This window comes from Pedococcus sp. P2_F6, assembly GCF_056403675.1.
The window spans coordinates 33,869-50,882 of sequence record NZ_JBFUEZ010000001.1 but is presented as its reverse complement, the minus strand read 5'-3'; the positions used below and the strand labels follow the sequence as shown (position 1 = coordinate 50,882).

The 17,014-nt window shown below is 70.2% G+C and carries 15 protein-coding genes and 2 tRNA genes; 9 read left to right on the top strand and 8 right to left on the bottom strand.

All coding sequences use genetic code 11. The features are described 5' to 3' along the window. Nucleotides 1-76 precede the first annotated feature (76 nt). Complete coding sequence (locus AC1DWP_RS00235; RefSeq protein ID WP_477612448.1) at nt 77-1,375, bottom strand: MFS transporter; 1,299 nt, start codon at nt 1,373-1,375, stop codon at nt 77-79. A gap of 72 nt (nt 1,376-1,447) precedes the next feature. Here AC1DWP_RS00235 and AC1DWP_RS00230 point away from each other — a divergent pair, with 72 nt between their 5' ends. Then, nucleotides 1,448-2,542, top strand: a complete 1,095-nt coding sequence (locus tag AC1DWP_RS00230; protein WP_477612447.1) for a LacI family DNA-binding transcriptional regulator — start codon at nt 1,448-1,450, stop codon at nt 2,540-2,542. A gap of 96 nt (nt 2,543-2,638) precedes the next feature. On the opposite strand, the gene AC1DWP_RS00225 is transcribed toward AC1DWP_RS00230, so the two are convergent. Continuing rightward, the gene (locus AC1DWP_RS00225; RefSeq protein WP_477612446.1) at nt 2,639-3,103 is read right to left on the bottom strand and encodes a hypothetical protein; all 465 of its coding nucleotides are present in this window, start codon (nt 3,101-3,103) and stop codon (nt 2,639-2,641) included. Nucleotides 3,104-3,220: 117 nt separating this feature from the next. Beyond that, nucleotides 3,221-4,567 carry a trigger factor gene (gene tig / locus AC1DWP_RS00220; RefSeq protein WP_477612445.1) on the bottom strand — a complete coding sequence of 449 codons (1,347 nt, stop codon included), beginning with the start codon at nt 4,565-4,567 and terminating at the stop codon, nt 3,221-3,223. A 459-nt stretch (nt 4,568-5,026) separates the two neighbouring features. On the opposite strand from tig, the gene AC1DWP_RS00215 reads away from it, so the two are divergent. The 3 genes from AC1DWP_RS00215 (at nt 5,027) to AC1DWP_RS00205 (ending at nt 8,898) form a co-directional block, all read left to right on the top strand. Next, nucleotides 5,027-6,223 carry a S53 family peptidase gene (locus AC1DWP_RS00215; RefSeq protein WP_477612444.1) on the top strand — a complete coding sequence of 399 codons (1,197 nt, stop codon included), beginning with the start codon at nt 5,027-5,029 and terminating at the stop codon, nt 6,221-6,223. 111 nt (nt 6,224-6,334) lie between these two features. Continuing rightward, a complete protein-coding gene (locus AC1DWP_RS00210; RefSeq protein WP_477612443.1) occupies nt 6,335-7,783 on the top strand; it encodes a dihydrolipoyl dehydrogenase family protein in 1,449 nt (482 codons plus the stop codon). A 140-nt stretch (nt 7,784-7,923) separates the two neighbouring features. Then, nucleotides 7,924-8,898 (top strand): zinc metalloprotease, encoded by a 975-nt coding sequence (locus tag AC1DWP_RS00205; protein WP_477612442.1) that lies wholly within the window; start codon nt 7,924-7,926, stop codon nt 8,896-8,898. 83 nt (nt 8,899-8,981) lie between these two features. Here the strand turns inward: AC1DWP_RS00205 and AC1DWP_RS00200 are convergent. Further along, nucleotides 8,982-9,055, bottom strand: a tRNA-Pro gene (locus AC1DWP_RS00200). Between the two features lie 85 nt (nt 9,056-9,140). On the opposite strand from AC1DWP_RS00200, the gene AC1DWP_RS00195 reads away from it, so the two are divergent. Then, a tRNA-Gly gene (locus tag AC1DWP_RS00195) sits at nt 9,141-9,211 on the top strand. Nucleotides 9,212-9,305: 94 nt separating this feature from the next. Here AC1DWP_RS00195 and trmB read toward each other — a convergent pair. Beyond that, on the bottom strand, nt 9,306-9,989 hold the full coding sequence (trmB, locus tag AC1DWP_RS00190; protein WP_477612441.1) for a tRNA (guanine(46)-N(7))-methyltransferase TrmB: 684 nt from the start codon (nt 9,987-9,989) through the stop codon (nt 9,306-9,308). A gap of 99 nt (nt 9,990-10,088) precedes the next feature. On the opposite strand from trmB, the gene AC1DWP_RS00185 reads away from it, so the two are divergent. Further along, entirely contained in the window at nt 10,089-10,595 is a 507-nt protein-coding gene (locus AC1DWP_RS00185) for a DUF4395 domain-containing protein (protein ID WP_477612440.1), read from the top strand. Nucleotides 10,596-10,622: 27 nt separating this feature from the next. Here AC1DWP_RS00185 and AC1DWP_RS00180 read toward each other — a convergent pair whose 3' ends face one another. From AC1DWP_RS00180 to AC1DWP_RS00170, 3 genes are all read right to left on the bottom strand, one after another. Then, nucleotides 10,623-11,720, bottom strand: coding sequence for a PP2C family protein-serine/threonine phosphatase (locus AC1DWP_RS00180; protein WP_477612439.1), 1,098 nt, complete (start codon nt 11,718-11,720; stop codon nt 10,623-10,625). A gap of 126 nt (nt 11,721-11,846) precedes the next feature. Next, a complete protein-coding gene (locus AC1DWP_RS00175) occupies nt 11,847-12,314 on the bottom strand; it encodes a ribose-5-phosphate isomerase (RefSeq protein ID WP_477612438.1) in 468 nt (155 codons plus the stop codon). A 10-nt stretch (nt 12,315-12,324) separates the two neighbouring features. Further along, the gene (locus AC1DWP_RS00170) at nt 12,325-12,876 is read right to left on the bottom strand and encodes a mycothiol-dependent nitroreductase Rv2466c family protein (RefSeq protein WP_477613402.1); all 552 of its coding nucleotides are present in this window, start codon (nt 12,874-12,876) and stop codon (nt 12,325-12,327) included. Nucleotides 12,877-13,107: 231 nt separating this feature from the next. Between AC1DWP_RS00170 and pepN the strand changes: the two genes are divergently transcribed. The 3 genes from pepN to AC1DWP_RS00155 are packed head-to-tail and all read left to right on the top strand — an operon-like array spanning nt 13,108 to nt 16,998. Further along, complete coding sequence (pepN, locus tag AC1DWP_RS00165) at nt 13,108-15,657, top strand: aminopeptidase N (protein ID WP_477612437.1); 2,550 nt, start codon at nt 13,108-13,110, stop codon at nt 15,655-15,657. Then, nucleotides 15,650-16,585, top strand: coding sequence for a mechanosensitive ion channel family protein (locus AC1DWP_RS00160; protein ID WP_477612436.1), 936 nt, complete (start codon nt 15,650-15,652; stop codon nt 16,583-16,585). The genes pepN and AC1DWP_RS00160 overlap by 8 nt, the downstream gene beginning before the upstream one ends. Continuing rightward, the gene (locus AC1DWP_RS00155) at nt 16,582-16,998 is read left to right on the top strand and encodes a globin (RefSeq protein WP_477612435.1); all 417 of its coding nucleotides are present in this window, start codon (nt 16,582-16,584) and stop codon (nt 16,996-16,998) included. Before AC1DWP_RS00160 ends, AC1DWP_RS00155 begins: the two co-directional genes overlap by 4 nt. Nucleotides 16,999-17,014: the final 16 nt, after the last annotated feature.

The following is a 17,014-nucleotide window of genomic DNA, read 5'->3' as shown; positions in this document are numbered from 1 at the left end:
CTGTCAGTGACCCTAACGCGGTCGTGGTGGGCAGAAGTCCCCGATCCGCTCCATGTTCGCCCTGAGCGCACAGCACTCAAGCTGAGGGAGGGCTCACCGGCTCGGACGCGCGGACGCGCGCCAGCTCGCGGGTGGCCGGGATGACGAGCATGGCGAGCGCGACCATGCCCGTGACGGCGATCAGGGCGCGGAGCACCGTGAAGTGGTCGCCGAGGAAGCCGAGCATGGGCGGTCCGGCGATGAAGGCGGTGTAGCCGATCGTCGCGACAACCGACATGCGGGCAGCGGCGCGGGCGGGGTCGTCCGCCGAGGCGCTCATCCCCACGGGGAAGCCCAGCGACGCGCCGACGCCCCACACGGCGGTACCGGCGTAGGCCATCCAGGCCGGCCCGAAGATCACCATGAGTGAACCGACCGCAGCCAGGGCGAAGGTGACGCGCAGCACCGGGACGCGACCGTAGGTGTCGAGCAACCGCGTCCCGACCAGCCGGCCGAGGGTCATGAAGGCCAGGAACGAGGCGAAGGCGAGCACGCCCGCCCAGGCCGGGACGCCGTGACCCTCGACGAAGGCGACCGAGATCCAGTCGTTGGCGGTGCCTTCGGTGAACGCAGCCGCCAGGACCACGAGACCGATCATCAGGGTGCGCGGCTCGAGCCACGCCGAACGGGGCCGGGCCTTGGCAGGCGATGCGTCCGTCGACTGGTCCGGGTCCGAGACCTCGGCCTCGCGGGGCAGGAAGGAACGCAGGGCCCAGATCCCGAGAACCGCGGACAGGGCGATGGCGCCGACGAAGTGCACGAGCAGGGGGACATGGCCCCACGACATCCCTGCGCCGACCAGTGCACTCAGGACGGTGCCCCCGGAGAACGCGGCATGGAAGTGCGGCATGACGGTCCTGCCGAGCAGCCGTTCGACCGCCGCACCCTCGAGGTTCATCGCGACGTCCCAGACCCCGACGCCCATGCCGAGCAGGTAGAGGCCGACGGCCATGACCCAGCGCGACTCGAACAGGTCGACGGCTGCGGCGATCACGACCAGACCGGCAAAACCGAAGACCATGCCCAGCTGGATGGTCCGGGACGCACCCAACCTGCCCGCGATGCGACCCGCCGAGGGCAGCGCCGCGAGCGAGCCTGCGGACGCCGCGAACAGGGTCAGCCCCAGCTCACCGGCGGTGAGCCCCAGCTGGACCTTGCTGTCCGCGATCCGCGACGCGAAGGTCGCGAAGGCGATGCCGGCCAACGCAAAGACCACGAAGACGGCGTTGCGGGCCTGGATGGCCCGGGCCGTGGTTGAGGTGGTCGAAGCGGTGGTCGAAGCGGTGGTCGACGGGGTGGCCCCACGGGCGGTGTCGGGGGCGGTCGGCTGGGTCACTGCATGCTCTTTCGGGATGGTTTCGGAGCGATCGAATCGATTCGGTCGAATCGATTCGATAGTGTCTACCCCATGAGTCGCGCCCGTCAACTTCGACCGACCCTGCGCGCCGTCGCGCAGGCTGCCGGGGTTTCGACGTCGACAGCCTCCCTCGCCTTCAGCGGCAAGGGCCCGGTGGCACCCGGCACGGTGGCGCGCGTTCTCGCCGCAGCGGAGCAGCTCGGGTATGCCGGGCCGGACCCCCTCGCGTCGTCGCTGCGTCAGGGCCGGTCCGGGGTCGTGGGCGTGGTCGTCGAGGGTCGGCTGCTGCACGCGTTCCGCGACCCGTTCGCCGTCAGCGTGCTCGACGGCCTCTCCCAGGTGCTCGACGAGATCCCGGCTGGGATGCTCCTGATCGCCCAGCCCGCAGGCACCCCCGAACGCGCGATCACCCAGCTGTCCGCGACGGCCCTCGATGCCGTCGTCTTCTCGTTGTGCGGCCCCGACAGCAACCCTGCGGTGGACCACCTGGCGGCACGCGGCATACCCATGCTGGGGGACGGGTCTCCCGCCGACCCACGCGTCGCCCAGCTCTCCCTGGACAACCGCGGCGCCACGGCGGCGCTGGGGCGTCACCTGACCGACCTGGGGCACCGGCGCGTGGCGCACCTGATGATGCCGCTGCGGCATGACTCCCCCACCGGTCCCGCTTCGTGGGACGACGTGGCCACGGCGGGGTTCGCTGACACGAGGGACCGCGCACTCGGTTTCCTGGACGTCTTCGGGGCGGACAGCACCGACACCCCCGCGACGCCGCGCCTCGCGCAGACTGCCATCCCCGACGTGGAGCAGGGCGCGATAGCGGCACGGCTGCTCCTGGACCTCCCCCCAGCGCAGCGTCCCACGGCGATCGTGGCCCAGTCGGACCTGCTCGCGATGGGTGTCGTGCGCGCCGCGGGAGAGCTCGGCCTGAGCGTTCCCGGCGACCTCAGCGTGACCGGGTTCGACGGGGTCGAGCTGCCGTGGTTCGCGGGCACGCTCACCACCATCGACCAGCACGGCCTCGCCAAGGGTCGGCTGATGGGCGAGATGTTGCGTCAGCTGCTCGACGGCCAGCGCCCCGACGACGCGGTGCAACCGACCGACCTGCGGATCGGGACGACGACCGCTCCGCCTGCGTCCCGCTGAGCCGGCTCGGTCGCCGGCGGCTCGGTCGCGGGCTGCTCGGTCGCGGGCTGCTCGGTCGCCGGCTGCTCGGTCGCCGGCTGCTCGGTCGCCGGCTGCTCAGCCGCGGGCGGGCTCTGACTCGGCGCCGACCGGCGCCGCTGCCTCGTCGGCGGCCCGGCGGGCCACGATGGCGTCCATGGTCGTGGCAGACGGCTCTGCCACCACGTGGACCGTGATGAAGTGGCCACTGTCGTCCACGGTGACCGCCCCCTCGAACTCCATGAGGCTGTCGGTGCACCCGATCGTGTGGGCCTCCCACGGCACGTCGGTGGCCACGGACAGCCAGAGCCGCTCGACCCCCATGCCCGCCTCCCACGGCAGCACGTCGTCGGCGCAGCGGCAGACCCCGATCACCAGCTGGGTCGGGTCCTCGGTGTGCCCGAACTCGACCTCGTCGAACAACCCGCTCGCATTGAGGGCTGCGTGCAGCGCGTGGCGAAGCCTGGTGGTCGCGAGCTGGTCCGCCGGGTGGGCGTTCTCCTGCACCGCGGTCCGCAGCTTGTGGAAGGAGTTGATGTCCATGCCTCATGGTCCGGTGTGGCGGCGCTGATGCGGGTCACCCAAATGACGTATGCCGCTCACCCTATGAAGGGCTGAGCGGCATACGTTATGGGTTGTTATGACCCCGTTCTGACTCGATCAGGCGTGGTCGTGACCCTCGTGGTCGCCGTGGTCGTGGCCCTCGTGGTCACCCTCGAACAGCTGCGAGGCGACGTCGGTGGCCGTGACCTCGTTGAGGTCCACCGGCTGGCCGGCCGTGTCGACGACCGTGGCCTGCTCGAGGACGGCGGCGAGCGCCTTGCGACGAGCGACCTCGGCCACCATCGCGGGCACCTGACCCTGCTGGTCGATGGCCTGGGCGAACTGGTTCGGGTCCATGCCGTACTGCTGGGCGGACATGACGAGGTACTCGATGAGCTCGGGCTGCTCGACCTTGACCTCGGTCTTCTCCGCGATCGCGTCGAGGAGGAACTGGGCCTTGAGCGCCTTGCGGGTGTTGGCGTCGACCTCGGCACGGTGCTCGGCGTCCTCGAGGCGGTTCTCGCCCTCGAGGTGCTGGTTGACCTCGGCCTCCACGACGCCGTCCGGCACCGGGATGTCGATGGTGTCGAGGAGGTGCTCGAGCACCTTGTCGCGGGCCTGGACGCCCTGCTCGAACCTGGCGGCCTGGTCGGCCTGCTTGGTGACGTCCTCGCGCAGCTCCTTGAGGGTGTCGAACTCCGACGCCAACTGGGCGAAGTCGTCGTCGAGCGGAGGCAGCTCGCGGACCTTGACCGACTGCACGGTCACGACCACGTCGGCGTCCTCGCCCTCGCGGTCGCCACCGGCGAGGGGCGCCGTGAAGGACTTGGTCTCCTCGGCTGCCATCCCGGTCAGCGCCTCGTCGAGCCCGTCGAGCATGTTGCCCGAGCCGACCTCGTAGGAGATGCCGGTCACGGAGTCGATCTCGTCCTCGCCGATCGTGGCCTTGAGGTCGATGGAGACGAAGTCACCGTTCTCGACGGGGCGCTCGACACCCTTGAGGGTGCCGAACCGCTCCTGCAGCGCGATGAGCCGGGCCTCGACGTCCTCATTGGACGCCTTGGCCTCGTCGACCTCGACGGTGATCCCGCTGAAGTCGTCGGGGAGCTGCACCTCGGGACGCACGTCGACCTCGACGGTGAACTTGAGCTCCTGGCCGTCCTCGGCCGGCACCTCGGTCACGTCGACCTCGGGCTGCCCGATCGGACGGACCTTGTTCTCCTCGACGGCCTGGCCGTAGAACTGCGGCAGCGCCTCGTTGACGGCCTCCTGCAGGACCGCGCCGCGACCGACCCGCTGGTCGATGATGCGCGAGGGAACCTTGCCCTTGCGGAATCCGGGCACCTGGATCTGCGAGCCGATGGTGGCGTAGGCGGCGTCGAGGCTCGGCTTGAGCTCCTCGAACGGCACCTCGACGGTCAGCTTGACCCGGGTCGGGTTGAGGGTCTCGACGGCACTCTTCACTGCGGGATACTCCAAGGTCGTGGGGGGCGTGATGCGTACGTGTTGGGCGTGGGTGCTTCTGCGCTGGTGCTGGGCGTGCCCCTGGTGCGGGGCACTGCCCGTCACCTCACGGTGGGGCAATGCGAAGGCCCGCTGCGCCGGCTGTGACAGGCGGCGACCGGGCCAACGCCTCATCGTAGCCGCTGCGCGCCCACGCTCCGAACCGGCGGCACACCAGCCTCAGGAGTATGCCGCGTGGGCTCGCGGCCACACCGCTCGCCCGGGCGCCCATGACATCCGTCACGACTTTGCGTCAAGGATCTCCCTGCGGCATCCCACTGCCGTCCCACCGTCATCCCATTTCTTCCCCTGCAACCGCTTTGGCCGCAAACATCCATTGCCAGACCAGGCCTTCGCCGTGAGTCTTTCGACGCGTGGGGCGGTAGTGGCCGCCCCCTTCCATGTCAGGAGACACCTCGTATGCGTACGCAGATCCTCTCTGTCGCGTTGGCGGCCTCGGCATCCCTGGGGCTCGTCACGACCGCGGTCACCGCCGCTTCGGCAGCCCCCTCCCCCAGCGCCCACGCCCAACGCGTGTGCGCGACCCCCAGCTCGCCCACGGTCGCGGCGTGCCACGCACTCAAGCTGGTCGACGCCAGCGGTCGGGCGGTCAGCACCGCGGGCGCGGTGGTCACGCCTCATGCGATCTCGGGCAAGACCCCCACCGACATCCAGAGCGCCTACAAGGTGACCGGGCTGCCCGCCGGCGGTCGGACGGTCGCGATCGTCGACGCCTACGGCTACCCGAACGCGGAGCGCGACCTCGGCGTCTACCGCGCCCAGTGGGGCCTGTCCGCCTGCACCACCGCCAACGGCTGTCTGCGCATCATCAACCAGACGGGCGGGACGTCCTTGCCCCGCTTCAACGTCGGCTGGGCCGGCGAGCAGGCACTCGACCTCGACGCCGTGTCGGCGACCTGCCCGGGCTGCAAGATCGTCCTGGTCCAGGCCAACAGCGCCAGCCTCACCGACCTCGGGGCGGCCGTGAACACCGCGGCCCAGCAGCCCGGCGTCGCAGCCATCTCGAACAGCTACGGCGGAGGTGACCTTCCCGACAGCTCGTACGGCGCGGCATACAACCACCCCGGCATCGCCGTGACCGCGTCGACCGGTGACAACGGGTACCAGGGCGGCAGCTTCCCCGCGTCCTCGCACTACGTGACGGCCATCGGGGGGACCTCCCTGGTCAAGGACTCCAGCGCCCGCGGGTGGTCGGAGTCGGCGTGGAACGGAGCCGGCTCGGGCTGCACCACCCTCAACGCCGCACCGGCCGGTCAGACCTCGGCGATGACCAGCTGCAGCGGTCGTGCCATCGCGGACGTCTCTGCCGTGGCCGACCCGGCGACCGGACTGGCCACGTACGCCCCGACGTCGAGGACCTCGTCCTCGTGGGCCCAGTACGGCGGCACCAGCCTGTCGGCGCCGATCGTCGCCTCGGTCTACGCGCTGAGCGGCAACACCGCCGGTTCTGCGAACACGCTGCCGTACGCCAACCCGGCGGGCCTGTTCGACGTGACCTCGGGATCCAACGGGACGTGCGCCTCCTGGTGCACCGCCAAGGCCGGCTGGGACGGCCCCACCGGTCTGGGCACCCCGAACGGCACCTCAGCGTTCTGACCCTGACCAGTCACGCCGACGGCCCCGGGGGACCATCCCCCGGGGCCGTCGCGGCCGGGGCCCACATCCCGCCGCCGAGCACTCCTCGGACTCGCCGTCTACGTTGAGGACATGCCAGATCAGAGCGTGTCCGACGCGCCGCAGGAGTGGGACGTCATCGTCGTCGGGGCCGGCGCCGTGGGCGAGAACGCTGCCGACCGCGCTCACAAGGCCGGACTGACGGTTGCGATCATCGAGAAGCACCTCGTGGGCGGTGAGTGCAGCTTCTACGCCTGCTCCCCCAGCAAGGCACTGCTGCGGCCGATCCACGCCACCCGGGCCTCGCAGCGGGTGCAGGGCTCCGAGGGCGCCCACCTCGACCCGCAAGGAGTGCTCGCCCGCCGGGACTCGTGGGTCAACAGGGTGGGCACCAGCGACACCTTCGACGACAGCGGTCAGGTCGGCTGGCTCGACCACGTGGGCATCACCCTCCTGCGCGGTGAGGGCCGCCTGGTCGCCGAGCGCACCGTGGAGGTCGACGGCCGCACCATCCGGGCCCGTCACGCGGTGATCCTGGCCACCGGCACGGCTCCCACCGTCCCGCCGATCCCGGGCCTTCGTGAGTCGAGACCGTGGACCAACCGGGAAGCCACGACGAGTCGGCGCATCCCCGAGCGGCTCGCGGTGCTCGGCGGGGGTGTGGTCGCCTGCGAGCTCGCCCAGGTCTACGCCGCACTCGGTTCGACCGTGACCATGATCGAGATCAACGACGGACTGCTGGGCGGCAACGAAGCCTTCGCGGGCCAGGCGGTCGCCGAAGCCCTCGAGCGTGACGGCGTCGACCTCCGGCTCGGGACCAAGGCGGAGTCCGTCTCCCGACTCGGACCGACCGGCGAGATCACCGTGGAGCTGTCCAGTGGCACGAGCGTCATCGCCGACGAGCTCCTCGTGGCCGTCGGCCGGACCCCCGCGACCGAGTCCCTCGGCGTCGAGGCGGTCGGCGGCCAGCTCGACGACGAGGGATACGTCCAGGTCACGGAGCAGATGGAGGTCGAGGGCGTCCCCGGCGACCAGCCGTGGCTGTATGCCGTGGGCGACGTCAACGGTCAGGTCCTCCTCACACACATGGGGAAGTACCAGGCCCGCGCGGTCGGCGACCTCGTCGGCGCCCGTGCGGCCGGGCGCGAGCCCGACCCCACCCGGACCACGCCGTGGGCAGTGGCTGTGGGGTCACCCCAGGTGGTCTTCACCGACCCGGAGGTGGCCTCCGTGGGTCTCACCGAGGAGCAGGCGCGGGAACGCGGGCTACGAGTCCGGGTCGTGGACCTGCCGATGGACTCGGCCGCAGGTCCGGGGCTGCAGGCGGAGGGCTACCAGGGCCAGGCGCGGATCGTGGTCGACGAGGACGGCGGCGTCCTCGTCGGGGCCACGTTCGTCGGGCAGGACGTCGCCGACCTCGTCCACGCGGCCACCGTGGCGATCGTCGGGAAGGTGCCGCTCACGTCCCTGTGGCACGCGGTGCCCTCGTATCCCACCATGAGCGAGATCTGGTTGCGCCTGCTGGAGGAGTACGGCCTGTGACCGTCGTGCGGCACCGTTCGCCTCCCGCGTCGAAGGAAATTCTCCGTCATCGGTACGTCCCGCCGGGACATTTCGCCGGGTAACGTCCACAAAACCCCACGTCACCGCACGACGGGGCTCATCTGTCGAAGGGAACATCCATGCGTATCCGCACCCCGTTCCGCCTGGCCGTACTGACCGCCGCCGGCGCGCTCGCCCTCCTGGGCGGTGGCACGGCTGCCAGCGTGAACGCAGCCGCTGTCACCTCACCCGGTGTCGCCGCCTGCCTGCCCGGTTCAGCCGACGCCGGAGCCAGCGGCGCGAGGGTCAAGCCCGGCTCCACCGCCGCCGAGCCCGCGCTCTACCCCAAGAACGAGGCCAACGCCTACGGAGTCCTCAATGACCTGCCCACCCTGGCCGACGGCAGTGTGCGCATCGACACCGTCTTCCACATGGTCGACAAGGATGCCTTCACCGCGGCGGAGAAGGCGCGCTGGCAGAAGCTCATTGCCGCCCAGATGAAGGTGCTCAACGACTCGTACTCCGGCGCGACGGCCTCCGACGCAGCCGACACCCCCTTCCGCTTCCGGCTGGTCGACACGACCTGGACGACCAACCCGGCGTGGTACGCGGCAGTCCCCGGCAGCGGTGCTGAGCGCGACATGAAGAGGGCGCTGTACACCGGTGACGCCACGACCCTGAACGTCTACGGGACCCAGGGTGGCGGCCTGCTCGGCTGGGCGTACTTCCCCAAGGGCTACAACAACGGCCGCGACTACATCGACGGCGTGGTCATGATGGCCGAGTCGATGCCTGGCGGGACAGGACTGGGCTACACGAAGTACACCGGGGGCGACACCCTCACCCACGAGTCCGGCCACTGGCTGATGCTCGAGCACACCTTCGCCCACGGATGCGCCGCGAACGGCGACTGGGTGGCTGACACAGCGCCCGAGGCGATCCCGCAGTTCGACTGCCCAGTGGGCGCCGACACCTGCACCGCGCCGGGGGTCGACCCGATCCACAACTTCATGGACTACTCGCAGGACTCCTGCATGAACATGTTCACGCAGGGCCAGGCCGACCGGATGAGCGATGCCTGGCAGCAGTTCCGCGCTGGAGGCGGCAAGGGCTGATCGGTCAGTGGGGTCCCTGGCTCCCTGACCCGGCCCCCTGATCCGGCTCCCCCGGCAGCAGCCTGCGCAGGCTTGGCTGTTTGTCGGGGTAGCCGGATTTGAACCGGCGGCCTTCCGCTCCCAAAGCGGACGCGCTACCAACCTGCGCCATACCCCGTCGACGGCGAGCCGATTTCTGGCCACACGATCGCGGGCATTAGGCTAACGCCTCGGACCTGACGCCCCGACGGCGGCCGGTCCACGCGGGCGTAGCTCAATGGTAGAGCCCTAGTCTTCCAAACTAGCTACGCGAGTTCGATTCTCGTCGCCCGCTCAGTCAGGCCCTCGTGTCCCGGGATCCACCCCGGGGCGCGAGGGCCTTCCCGTGCCAACGGGTCGTGCTCTTCCCCAGTTCAGCGTCCCGGGTGTCAACGCGGGGTCGCGCGGAACTCGCTCACCCGTCGTCCGGCTTCCAGCCCCTTGGCCTCGAAGCCGTCGGTCGGCCGCCACGGCGGTCGCTCACCCTCGGTCACCTCGAACCCGCCCCGCGCCGCGAACACCGACCGCACGTGCGCGGCATACCCGTCGTGGTCGGTGGCCACGAGCAGGCTGCCACCGGGGGCCAGCCGCGAAGCGATGAGGTCCAGCGTCTCGCGGGAGATGAAGCGCCTCCTGGCGTGCTTGGCCTTGGGCCACGGGTCGGGGAAGAAGACGTGGATCCCGGCCAGCGACGCGACGCCAACCCGCTGCGCCAGCAGCTCCACGGCGTCACCGCGGTGCATCCACAGGTTGGTCAGGCCGCGTCGGTCCGCCTCGGCCAGCATCCGTGCCAGGGCCGGGGTGAAGACGTCGACCGCGAGCAGGTCGTGCGCCGGGTGGGTGGCGGCGTAGGCGAGCGCCGCTGCTCCGTGGCCGCAGCCGATCTCCAGCACGACCGGGGCGACCCGACCGAAGGCCTCCTGGGCGACCAGGGGCCCGTCCGCCGCGATCGAGTGACGGGGGCCGAGGACTGCCATGCGTTCGAGGGTGAGCGCCGAGAGGCGACCCCGGCGCGCGTTGTAGGAACGCACCCGTCCGTCGCCCTTCACGTCACCCTCCACGACACCGTCCACTGCACCAGCCTAGGCAGCCTGGGACGCGGCGGCAGCGCCGCGTCTTGACCTGCGACACAGCGATGGATAACCAGCACTTATGTAACCCATAATGTCTACATGCGTATCTCCCGGTTCCCCAACATCGTCGACGACGTCACCGTGCGCCTCATCGCGGCCGTCGTCCTCGTGCTGGGTGTCGTCGCCCTCGCCGCGCATCAGTGGTGGCTGTATGCCGTGCTCGCGGTGGACTTCGTGCTCCGCACCGGCTGGGGGCCGTCGGCCAGCCCCGTGGCGATCCTCGTGAACCGCTGGGTCCGGCCAAGGGTGTCCGCCACGCCGCGGTACACCGCCGGACCACCCAAGCGGTTCGCCGCGGCCGTGGGCGCGGCGTTCACCTCGGCAGCCACCATCCTGTGGCTCGCCGGCACGAGCGTTCCGGTGGTGCTGATCGGCGTCGTGATGGTGGTCTTCCCCGCGTTGGAGGCCCTTGCCGGGGTGTGTGTGGGGTGCATCGTGTTCGGCTGGTTGATGCGGCTGGGTGTGATTCCCGAGTCGGTCTGCATCGAGTGCGCCGACATCACCCGCCGCGCCGCCCAGCGCCAGGCAGCCACCGCGGCGGGGTGAGGGTCGGGCCGTGACCCGCCTGGTTGTTCAGCGTCTCCAGACGAGCACGGCAGCCCGGTCGTCGGTCTCGCCCGCACGGGCGGCTGCGCACATCTTGGCCGCCATGCCTTCGAAGCCCTTGCCGATCATCCGCTCAGCGGTCCCGAGCATCCGGTCGATCCCGTCGCGCAGGTCACGGTTGCGGACCTCGATGACTCCGTCGGTGTAGAGCAGCAGCGCGTCACCACGGCCCAGGTGGCCCTGGATCCGCGGAAAGGCCGGGCCTTCGGTGACGCCTAGGACGGGACCCTCCTCGACCTCGAGCACCTCCCACCGGCCCGAGCCGGCTGAGAACCGCACCCCCGGCGGGTGCCCGGCGGAGCCGAGGCTGAACTCACCGGTGGTCAGGTTGATCATGGCGTGCGCCGCGGTGGCGAACCCCTCCTCCCAGTCCTGGCGCAGCAGGTAGGAGTTCGCCGCCGGGAGGAACCGGTCGTAGGGCATCGACCCGAGCAGGCCGCCGAACGCGCCGGACAGCAACAGCGACCGGGTGCCGGCTGCGATTCCCTTGCCCGAGACGTCGACGAGCACGACCTCGAGGACGTCGTCGGACCTGCTCGTGACGAGGAAGTCCCCGGAGAAGGAGTCGCCGTAGGCCGACAGGACCGACAGCTCGGCTCCCCATCCGGCGGGCAGCTCGGGGAGCTCGCCCTGGGTCCGCAGGCGGTCGCGAAGGTCGACCAGCATCGACTCGCCGAGGTTTCCCTGCACGCCGAGCCTGGCCCGCGACGTGGCGACCGAGAACATGATGATCATGACGAGGGTCAGGACGGCATAGGCGCCCAACAGGGCCGGCTGGGTGATCTCCCTCTCCCAGATCGTGTAGCCACCTGCGATGAGGATGGCGCCGTCGACGACAGCCAGCACCCTCGGGGTGAGGAACAGTCCGGCGAGGACGGCCAGCGGGACGTAGGTCGAGAACGGGACGTAGTTCGTCCACCGCACCATGGCCCAGCACAGGCCCGCGGTGACGACGACGATGCCGATGGCGGTGACGGCCTGCCCCCAGCGCACGAACCTGACCCGGCCGCGCTGGACGCGGGACATCACGGAGCGGCGAGCTAGCACCGTCCTGTCGATGTCCACGGTGAGATCCTTCGGCAAGGCAGGTGCGGGGGCACCCTTGACGTCTGCGGGCGGGCCGGCCCCTGTTCCAGCCCATCCGTCAACAGTAGTCGGAGCTCACCCCGTCGCGCGCATCATCCACGCAGATCAGGGCTGCGGGGGCAGCGTGCCGTCGTGCTCGTAGGCGCTGACCATGTCGATCCGCCGTTGGTGCCGTGGAGCGCCGGAGAACGGGGTGGCGAGGAAGGCAGCGACCATCGCCTTGGCCTCCTCGACCGTGTTCATCCGACCGCCGATCGAGATGACCTGGGCGTTGTTGTGCTCACGGGCGAGGGTGGCAAGCTCGGCGTTGTAGCACAGGGCCGCACGGATGCCCTTGACCTTGTTGGCGGCCATCTGCTCACCGTTTCCGGAGCCTCCGAGCACGACACCGAGCGACTCGGGGTCGGCCGCGACGGCCTCGGCAGCCCGGAGCACGAAGACGGGGTAGTCGTCCTCGGCATCCAGGGTGTGGGGCCCGTGGTTGGTCACCTCGTGACCCTCGGCCTCGAGGAAGGTGACCAGCTCGCCGAGCAGGTCGTATGCCGCGTGGTCGCCGCCGATGTGTACGCGCATGGTGTGCTCCTCAGTCGAAGATGGGGCCGACGTTGCGGGACCGCTTGAGCTCGAAGAACCCGGGAGTCGAGGCGACCAGGACGCAACCGTCCCAGAGGCGTCCGGCGTCCTCACCCTTGGGCGCCGGGCTCACGACAGGGCCGAAGAAGGCCTGGCCGTCGACCGCGATCACCGGGGTGCCGACCTCGTCGCCCACCAGGTCGATGGCGCGCTGGTGGCTGGCGCGCAGCTCGTCGTCCACGAGGTCGCTGTCGGCGAAGTCAGCGAGCTCGGGCGGCAGGCCCACCTCTTCGAGTGCCGGGACGATCACCTTGGCGTAGTCGCGCTCGCCCTCAAGGTGGATCCGGGTGCCCATGGCGTCGTAGAGCGGCTTGATCACCTTGTCACCGTGCTCGCGGGCCGCGGCGATGATCACGCGCACCGGGCCCCAACCGCGGTCCATCATCTCGCGGTAGCCGTCGGGCAGGTCTCGGTCCTCGTTGAGCACGGACAGGCTCATCACCGACCAGGTGATGTCGACGGGGCGGACCCGCTCGACCTCCATGCCCCAGCGAGAGGTCATCCACGCCCACGGGCACAACGGGTCGAACCAGAACTCGGCAGACGTCAGGGTGTCGGCGTTCTCGGCGGTGTCGGCGTTCTCGGCAGTCTCGGCAGTCTCGGCTACGGTCACGCCCGCAATCCTGCCATTGGCCCCCGACGGCCGCGCAAGCGGTGGTCCCGCGCCGTCCCGGCCGTGCGAGGATGGCCGCCGAGCACTTCGAACACACCCCGAACCTCCGCAGGAGCACCGTTGCCTGGCAAGAACCTGACCCGCGACGAGGCCACCGCCCGCGCCGCCGTCATCGCCGTCGACCACTACGACGTCGTCCTCGACCTCACGACCTCGGACACCACGTTCCGCAGCACGACCACCGTGACGTTCACGAGCTCCGAGGCCGGGGCAGCGACCTTCGTCGACCTCATCGCACCGTCGGTCGAGGCGATCACCCTCAACGGTGAGGCGCTCGACCCCGCTACGCACTTCGACGGGTTCCGCGTCCAGCTGCCGACCACGGCGGAGCGCAACATGCTCACGGTCGACGCCACCGCGGCATACATGAACACCGGCGAGGGGCTGCACCGCTTCACCGACCCGGTCGACGGCGAGGTCTACCTCTACTCCCAGTTCGAGGTGGCCGACTGCCGGCGGATGTTTGCCGTCTTCGAGCAGCCCGACCTCAAGGCGACCTTCGGGTTCACCGTCACGGCGCCGGACCACTGGCAGGTGGTGTCCAACTCCCCCACTCCCGAACCGACCCCGGCCGGCGAGGGTGCGGCCACCTGGGCGTTCGGCACGACGCCTCGGATGTCCTGCTACATCACCGCCCTGATCGCCGGGCCGTACGCCGTGGTTCGCGACGAGGTCGAGACGCGGCGCGGCACCGTGCCGCTCGGTATCTTCTGCCGCCAGTCGCTGCTGGAGCACCTGGACGCCGACAACATCTTCGACTGCACCAAGCGGGGCTTCGCCTTCTTCGAGGACGAGTTCGACTGCGAGTACCCGTTCGAGAAGTACGACCAGCTCTTCACGCCCGAGTACAACATGGGTGCGATGGAGAACGCCGGGGCCGTGACCATCAGCGAGGTCTACGTCTTCCGCTCCAAGGTCACCGAGGCGATCGTCGAGCGCCGGGCGCTGACGATCCTCCACGAGCTCGCCCACATGTGGTTCGGCAACCTGGTCACGATGAAGTGGTGGAACGACCTGTGGCTCAACGAGTCCTTCGCCGAGTGGGCGTCGACCACCTGCCAGGCCGAGGTCACCCAGTGGGCAAGCGCCTGGACGACGTTCGGCACCTCCGAGAAGGCCTGGGCCTACCGCCAGGACCAGCTGTCCTCCACCCACCCGATCGTGGCCCCGATCCACGACCTCGAGGACGTCGAGGTCAACTTCGACGGCATCACCTACGCCAAGGGCGCCTCGGTCCTCAAGCAGCTCGTCGCCTACGTCGGGCGTGAGCCGTTCACCGCCGGGCTGCGCGCGTACTTCGCCAAGCACGCCTGGGGCAACACCACCCTCGCCGACCTGCTGCACGAGCTCGAGGAGACCTCGGGTCGCGACCTCGGCACGTGGTCCAAGCTGTGGCTCGAGACCGCCGGCGTCAACACGCTTCGCCCCGAGATCGAGACCGACGACCAGGGCCTGATCTCCTCTGCCGCGATCGCCCAGACCCACGCGCCGGACTACCCGACGCTGCGCCCGCACCGTCTAGCGGTCGGCCTCTACTCCGTCGAAGGTGACGCGCTCGTGCGCACCGACCGACTGGAGCTCGATGTGGACGGAGAGTCGACCGACCTGCCCGAGCTGATCGGTCGTCCCGCGCCCGACCTGCTGCTCGTCAACGACGACGACCTGGCCTACGCCAAGATCCGCCTCGACCCTCGCTCCCTCGCGACTGCCCTGGCGCACCCCCGTGGGTTCACCGACAGCCTGCCCCGCGCCCTGGTGCTAGGGGCCGCATGGGACATGACCCGCGACGCGGAGATGGGCGCCCGCGACTTCGTCTCCCTCGTGCTGGCCTCCCTGCCGGGCGAGTCGGACTCCACGCTGCTGCGGACCCTGCTCGGCCAGCTGTCGACCACCCTGCGCCTCTACGTCGCGCCCGAGCACAGGAAGCCGACGCTCGCCGCGGCGGCGGCGGCCCTGCGCGAGCTGGCCCTGTCGGCCGCGCCCGGCAGCGACGCCCAGCTCCAGCTGGTGGGCGCGTATGCCGCGCACCAGGGCGGTGGTGACGACGCGGCATACCTGCGCGGTCTGGTCGACGGCACGCAGGTCCTGGACGGGCTCGCGGTCGACACCGACATGCGGTGGGCGCTGCTCACCTCGCTCGCCGCCTGCGGTGAGGCCACGACCGACGACATCGACGCCGAGCTGCAGCGCGACAACACCGCCACCGGTCGCGAGCGCGCCGAGCAGGCGCGCGCCGCCCTTCCCACCGCCGAGGCCAAGGCAACTGCCTGGCATCGCGGCGTCGAGGAGGACGGCCTGCCCAACTCGGTGCTCGAGGCCGTGGCCGCCGGCTTCGGCAACGTCCACGACACCCGTCTGCTGGAGCCCTACGTCGAGAAGTACGTCGCGATGCTCGACACCGTCGAGACCAAGACGTCGCACGCGATCGTCGAGATCCTCGTCCGCGGTTTCTACCCGATGGCGCTCGCCGATGCGCGCCTCCACGAGGCGACGGAGGCGTGGCTGACCGGTCACCAGGATGCCCCCGCGGCCCTGCGTCGCCTGGTGGTCGAGAACCGCGACCCGATCGCCCGCGCCCTTCGCGCCCAGCAGCGGGATGCCGATGCCTGAGGCAGTCGCATTCCTCAAGGCACTCAGCGAGGTCACCCCCCACGAAGTCTGGGACTGGTTCACCGGCAAGCCGTTGAACATCGTCATCACCGTGCTCGCGGCCGTCATCCTGCGATGGCTGGCGCTGCGGTCCATCGGTCGGGTGGTCGCCGCGACCATCGCGAAGTCCGACGCGCGGCGCAGCCGCGAGACCACTCGCGCCAGCCGCGTCCTGGCCCACGCCACCGGGGCGGCCCACGAGCGGCACCGTCAGCGCACCCTGACGATGGGTTCCCTGCTGCGAAGCATGGTCACCTTCGTCGTCGTCCTGATCACGATCCTCACGATCATGACCACGGTCGGCATCCAGCTCGGACCAGTGCTCGCCACGGCCGGCGTCGGCGGGGTGGCGCTCGGTTTCGGCGCCCAGAGCCTGGTCAAGGACTTCCTGTCAGGGATCTTCATGATCCTCGAGGACCAGTACGGCGTCGGAGACGTCATCGACACGGGCGAGGCCACCGGCACGGTCGAGGAGGTCAGCCTGCGGGTCACCCGGCTGCGCGACGGTTCGGGCGTGGTCTGGTACATCCGCAACGGCGAGATCATCCGTATCGGGAACAAGAGCCAGGGCTGGTCGACAGCGCTCGTGGACATCCCCGTGGCGTACTCCGAGAACCTCGACAAGGTGATCCCCCTCATCCGCACCGTGGTGCACGACCTCGACCAGAACCCCGACTGGCAGGACAAGCTCCTCGACGAACCACAGGTGGTGGGTGTCGAGTCCATCACCGGGTCGGTCGTGACGATCCGCGTGATCGCCAAGACCGCACCTGAGGAGCAGTACGGCGTCTCGCGTGAGATCCGTGAGCGGGTCAAGGAGGCCTTCGACGCGAACGGCGTCACGGCGCCGGTCATGACGCCGTTCGGTCCGGCAGGCGGCACACCGTGAGCACCCAGCTCCCCCAGACGCCCGGAGGCGACCAGTCCGGCAGCTTCTACGACCAGGTCGGCGGTCACGAGACCTTTCGCAAGCTGGTCCACGAGTTCTACCGCGGCGTGGCGCAGGACGAACCGCTGCGGGCGCTCTACCCCGAGGTCGACCTAGGCCCCGCGGAGGAGCGGCTCCGCATGTTCCTCGAGCAGTACTGGGGCGGACCGGGCACCTACTCCGAGCAGCGTGGCCACCCGCGGCTGCGCATGCGCCACCACCCCTTCAAGGTGACCCCCGCGCAGCGTGACCGCTGGCTCCTGCACATGATGGCCGCCGTGGACACCCTCGACCTCCCTCCGGCCAACGACCTGCTGCTGCGCGACTACCTCGAACGCGCCGCGCACTCGATGGTCAACACCCTCGAGGACTGACGGACCAGCCACGGTT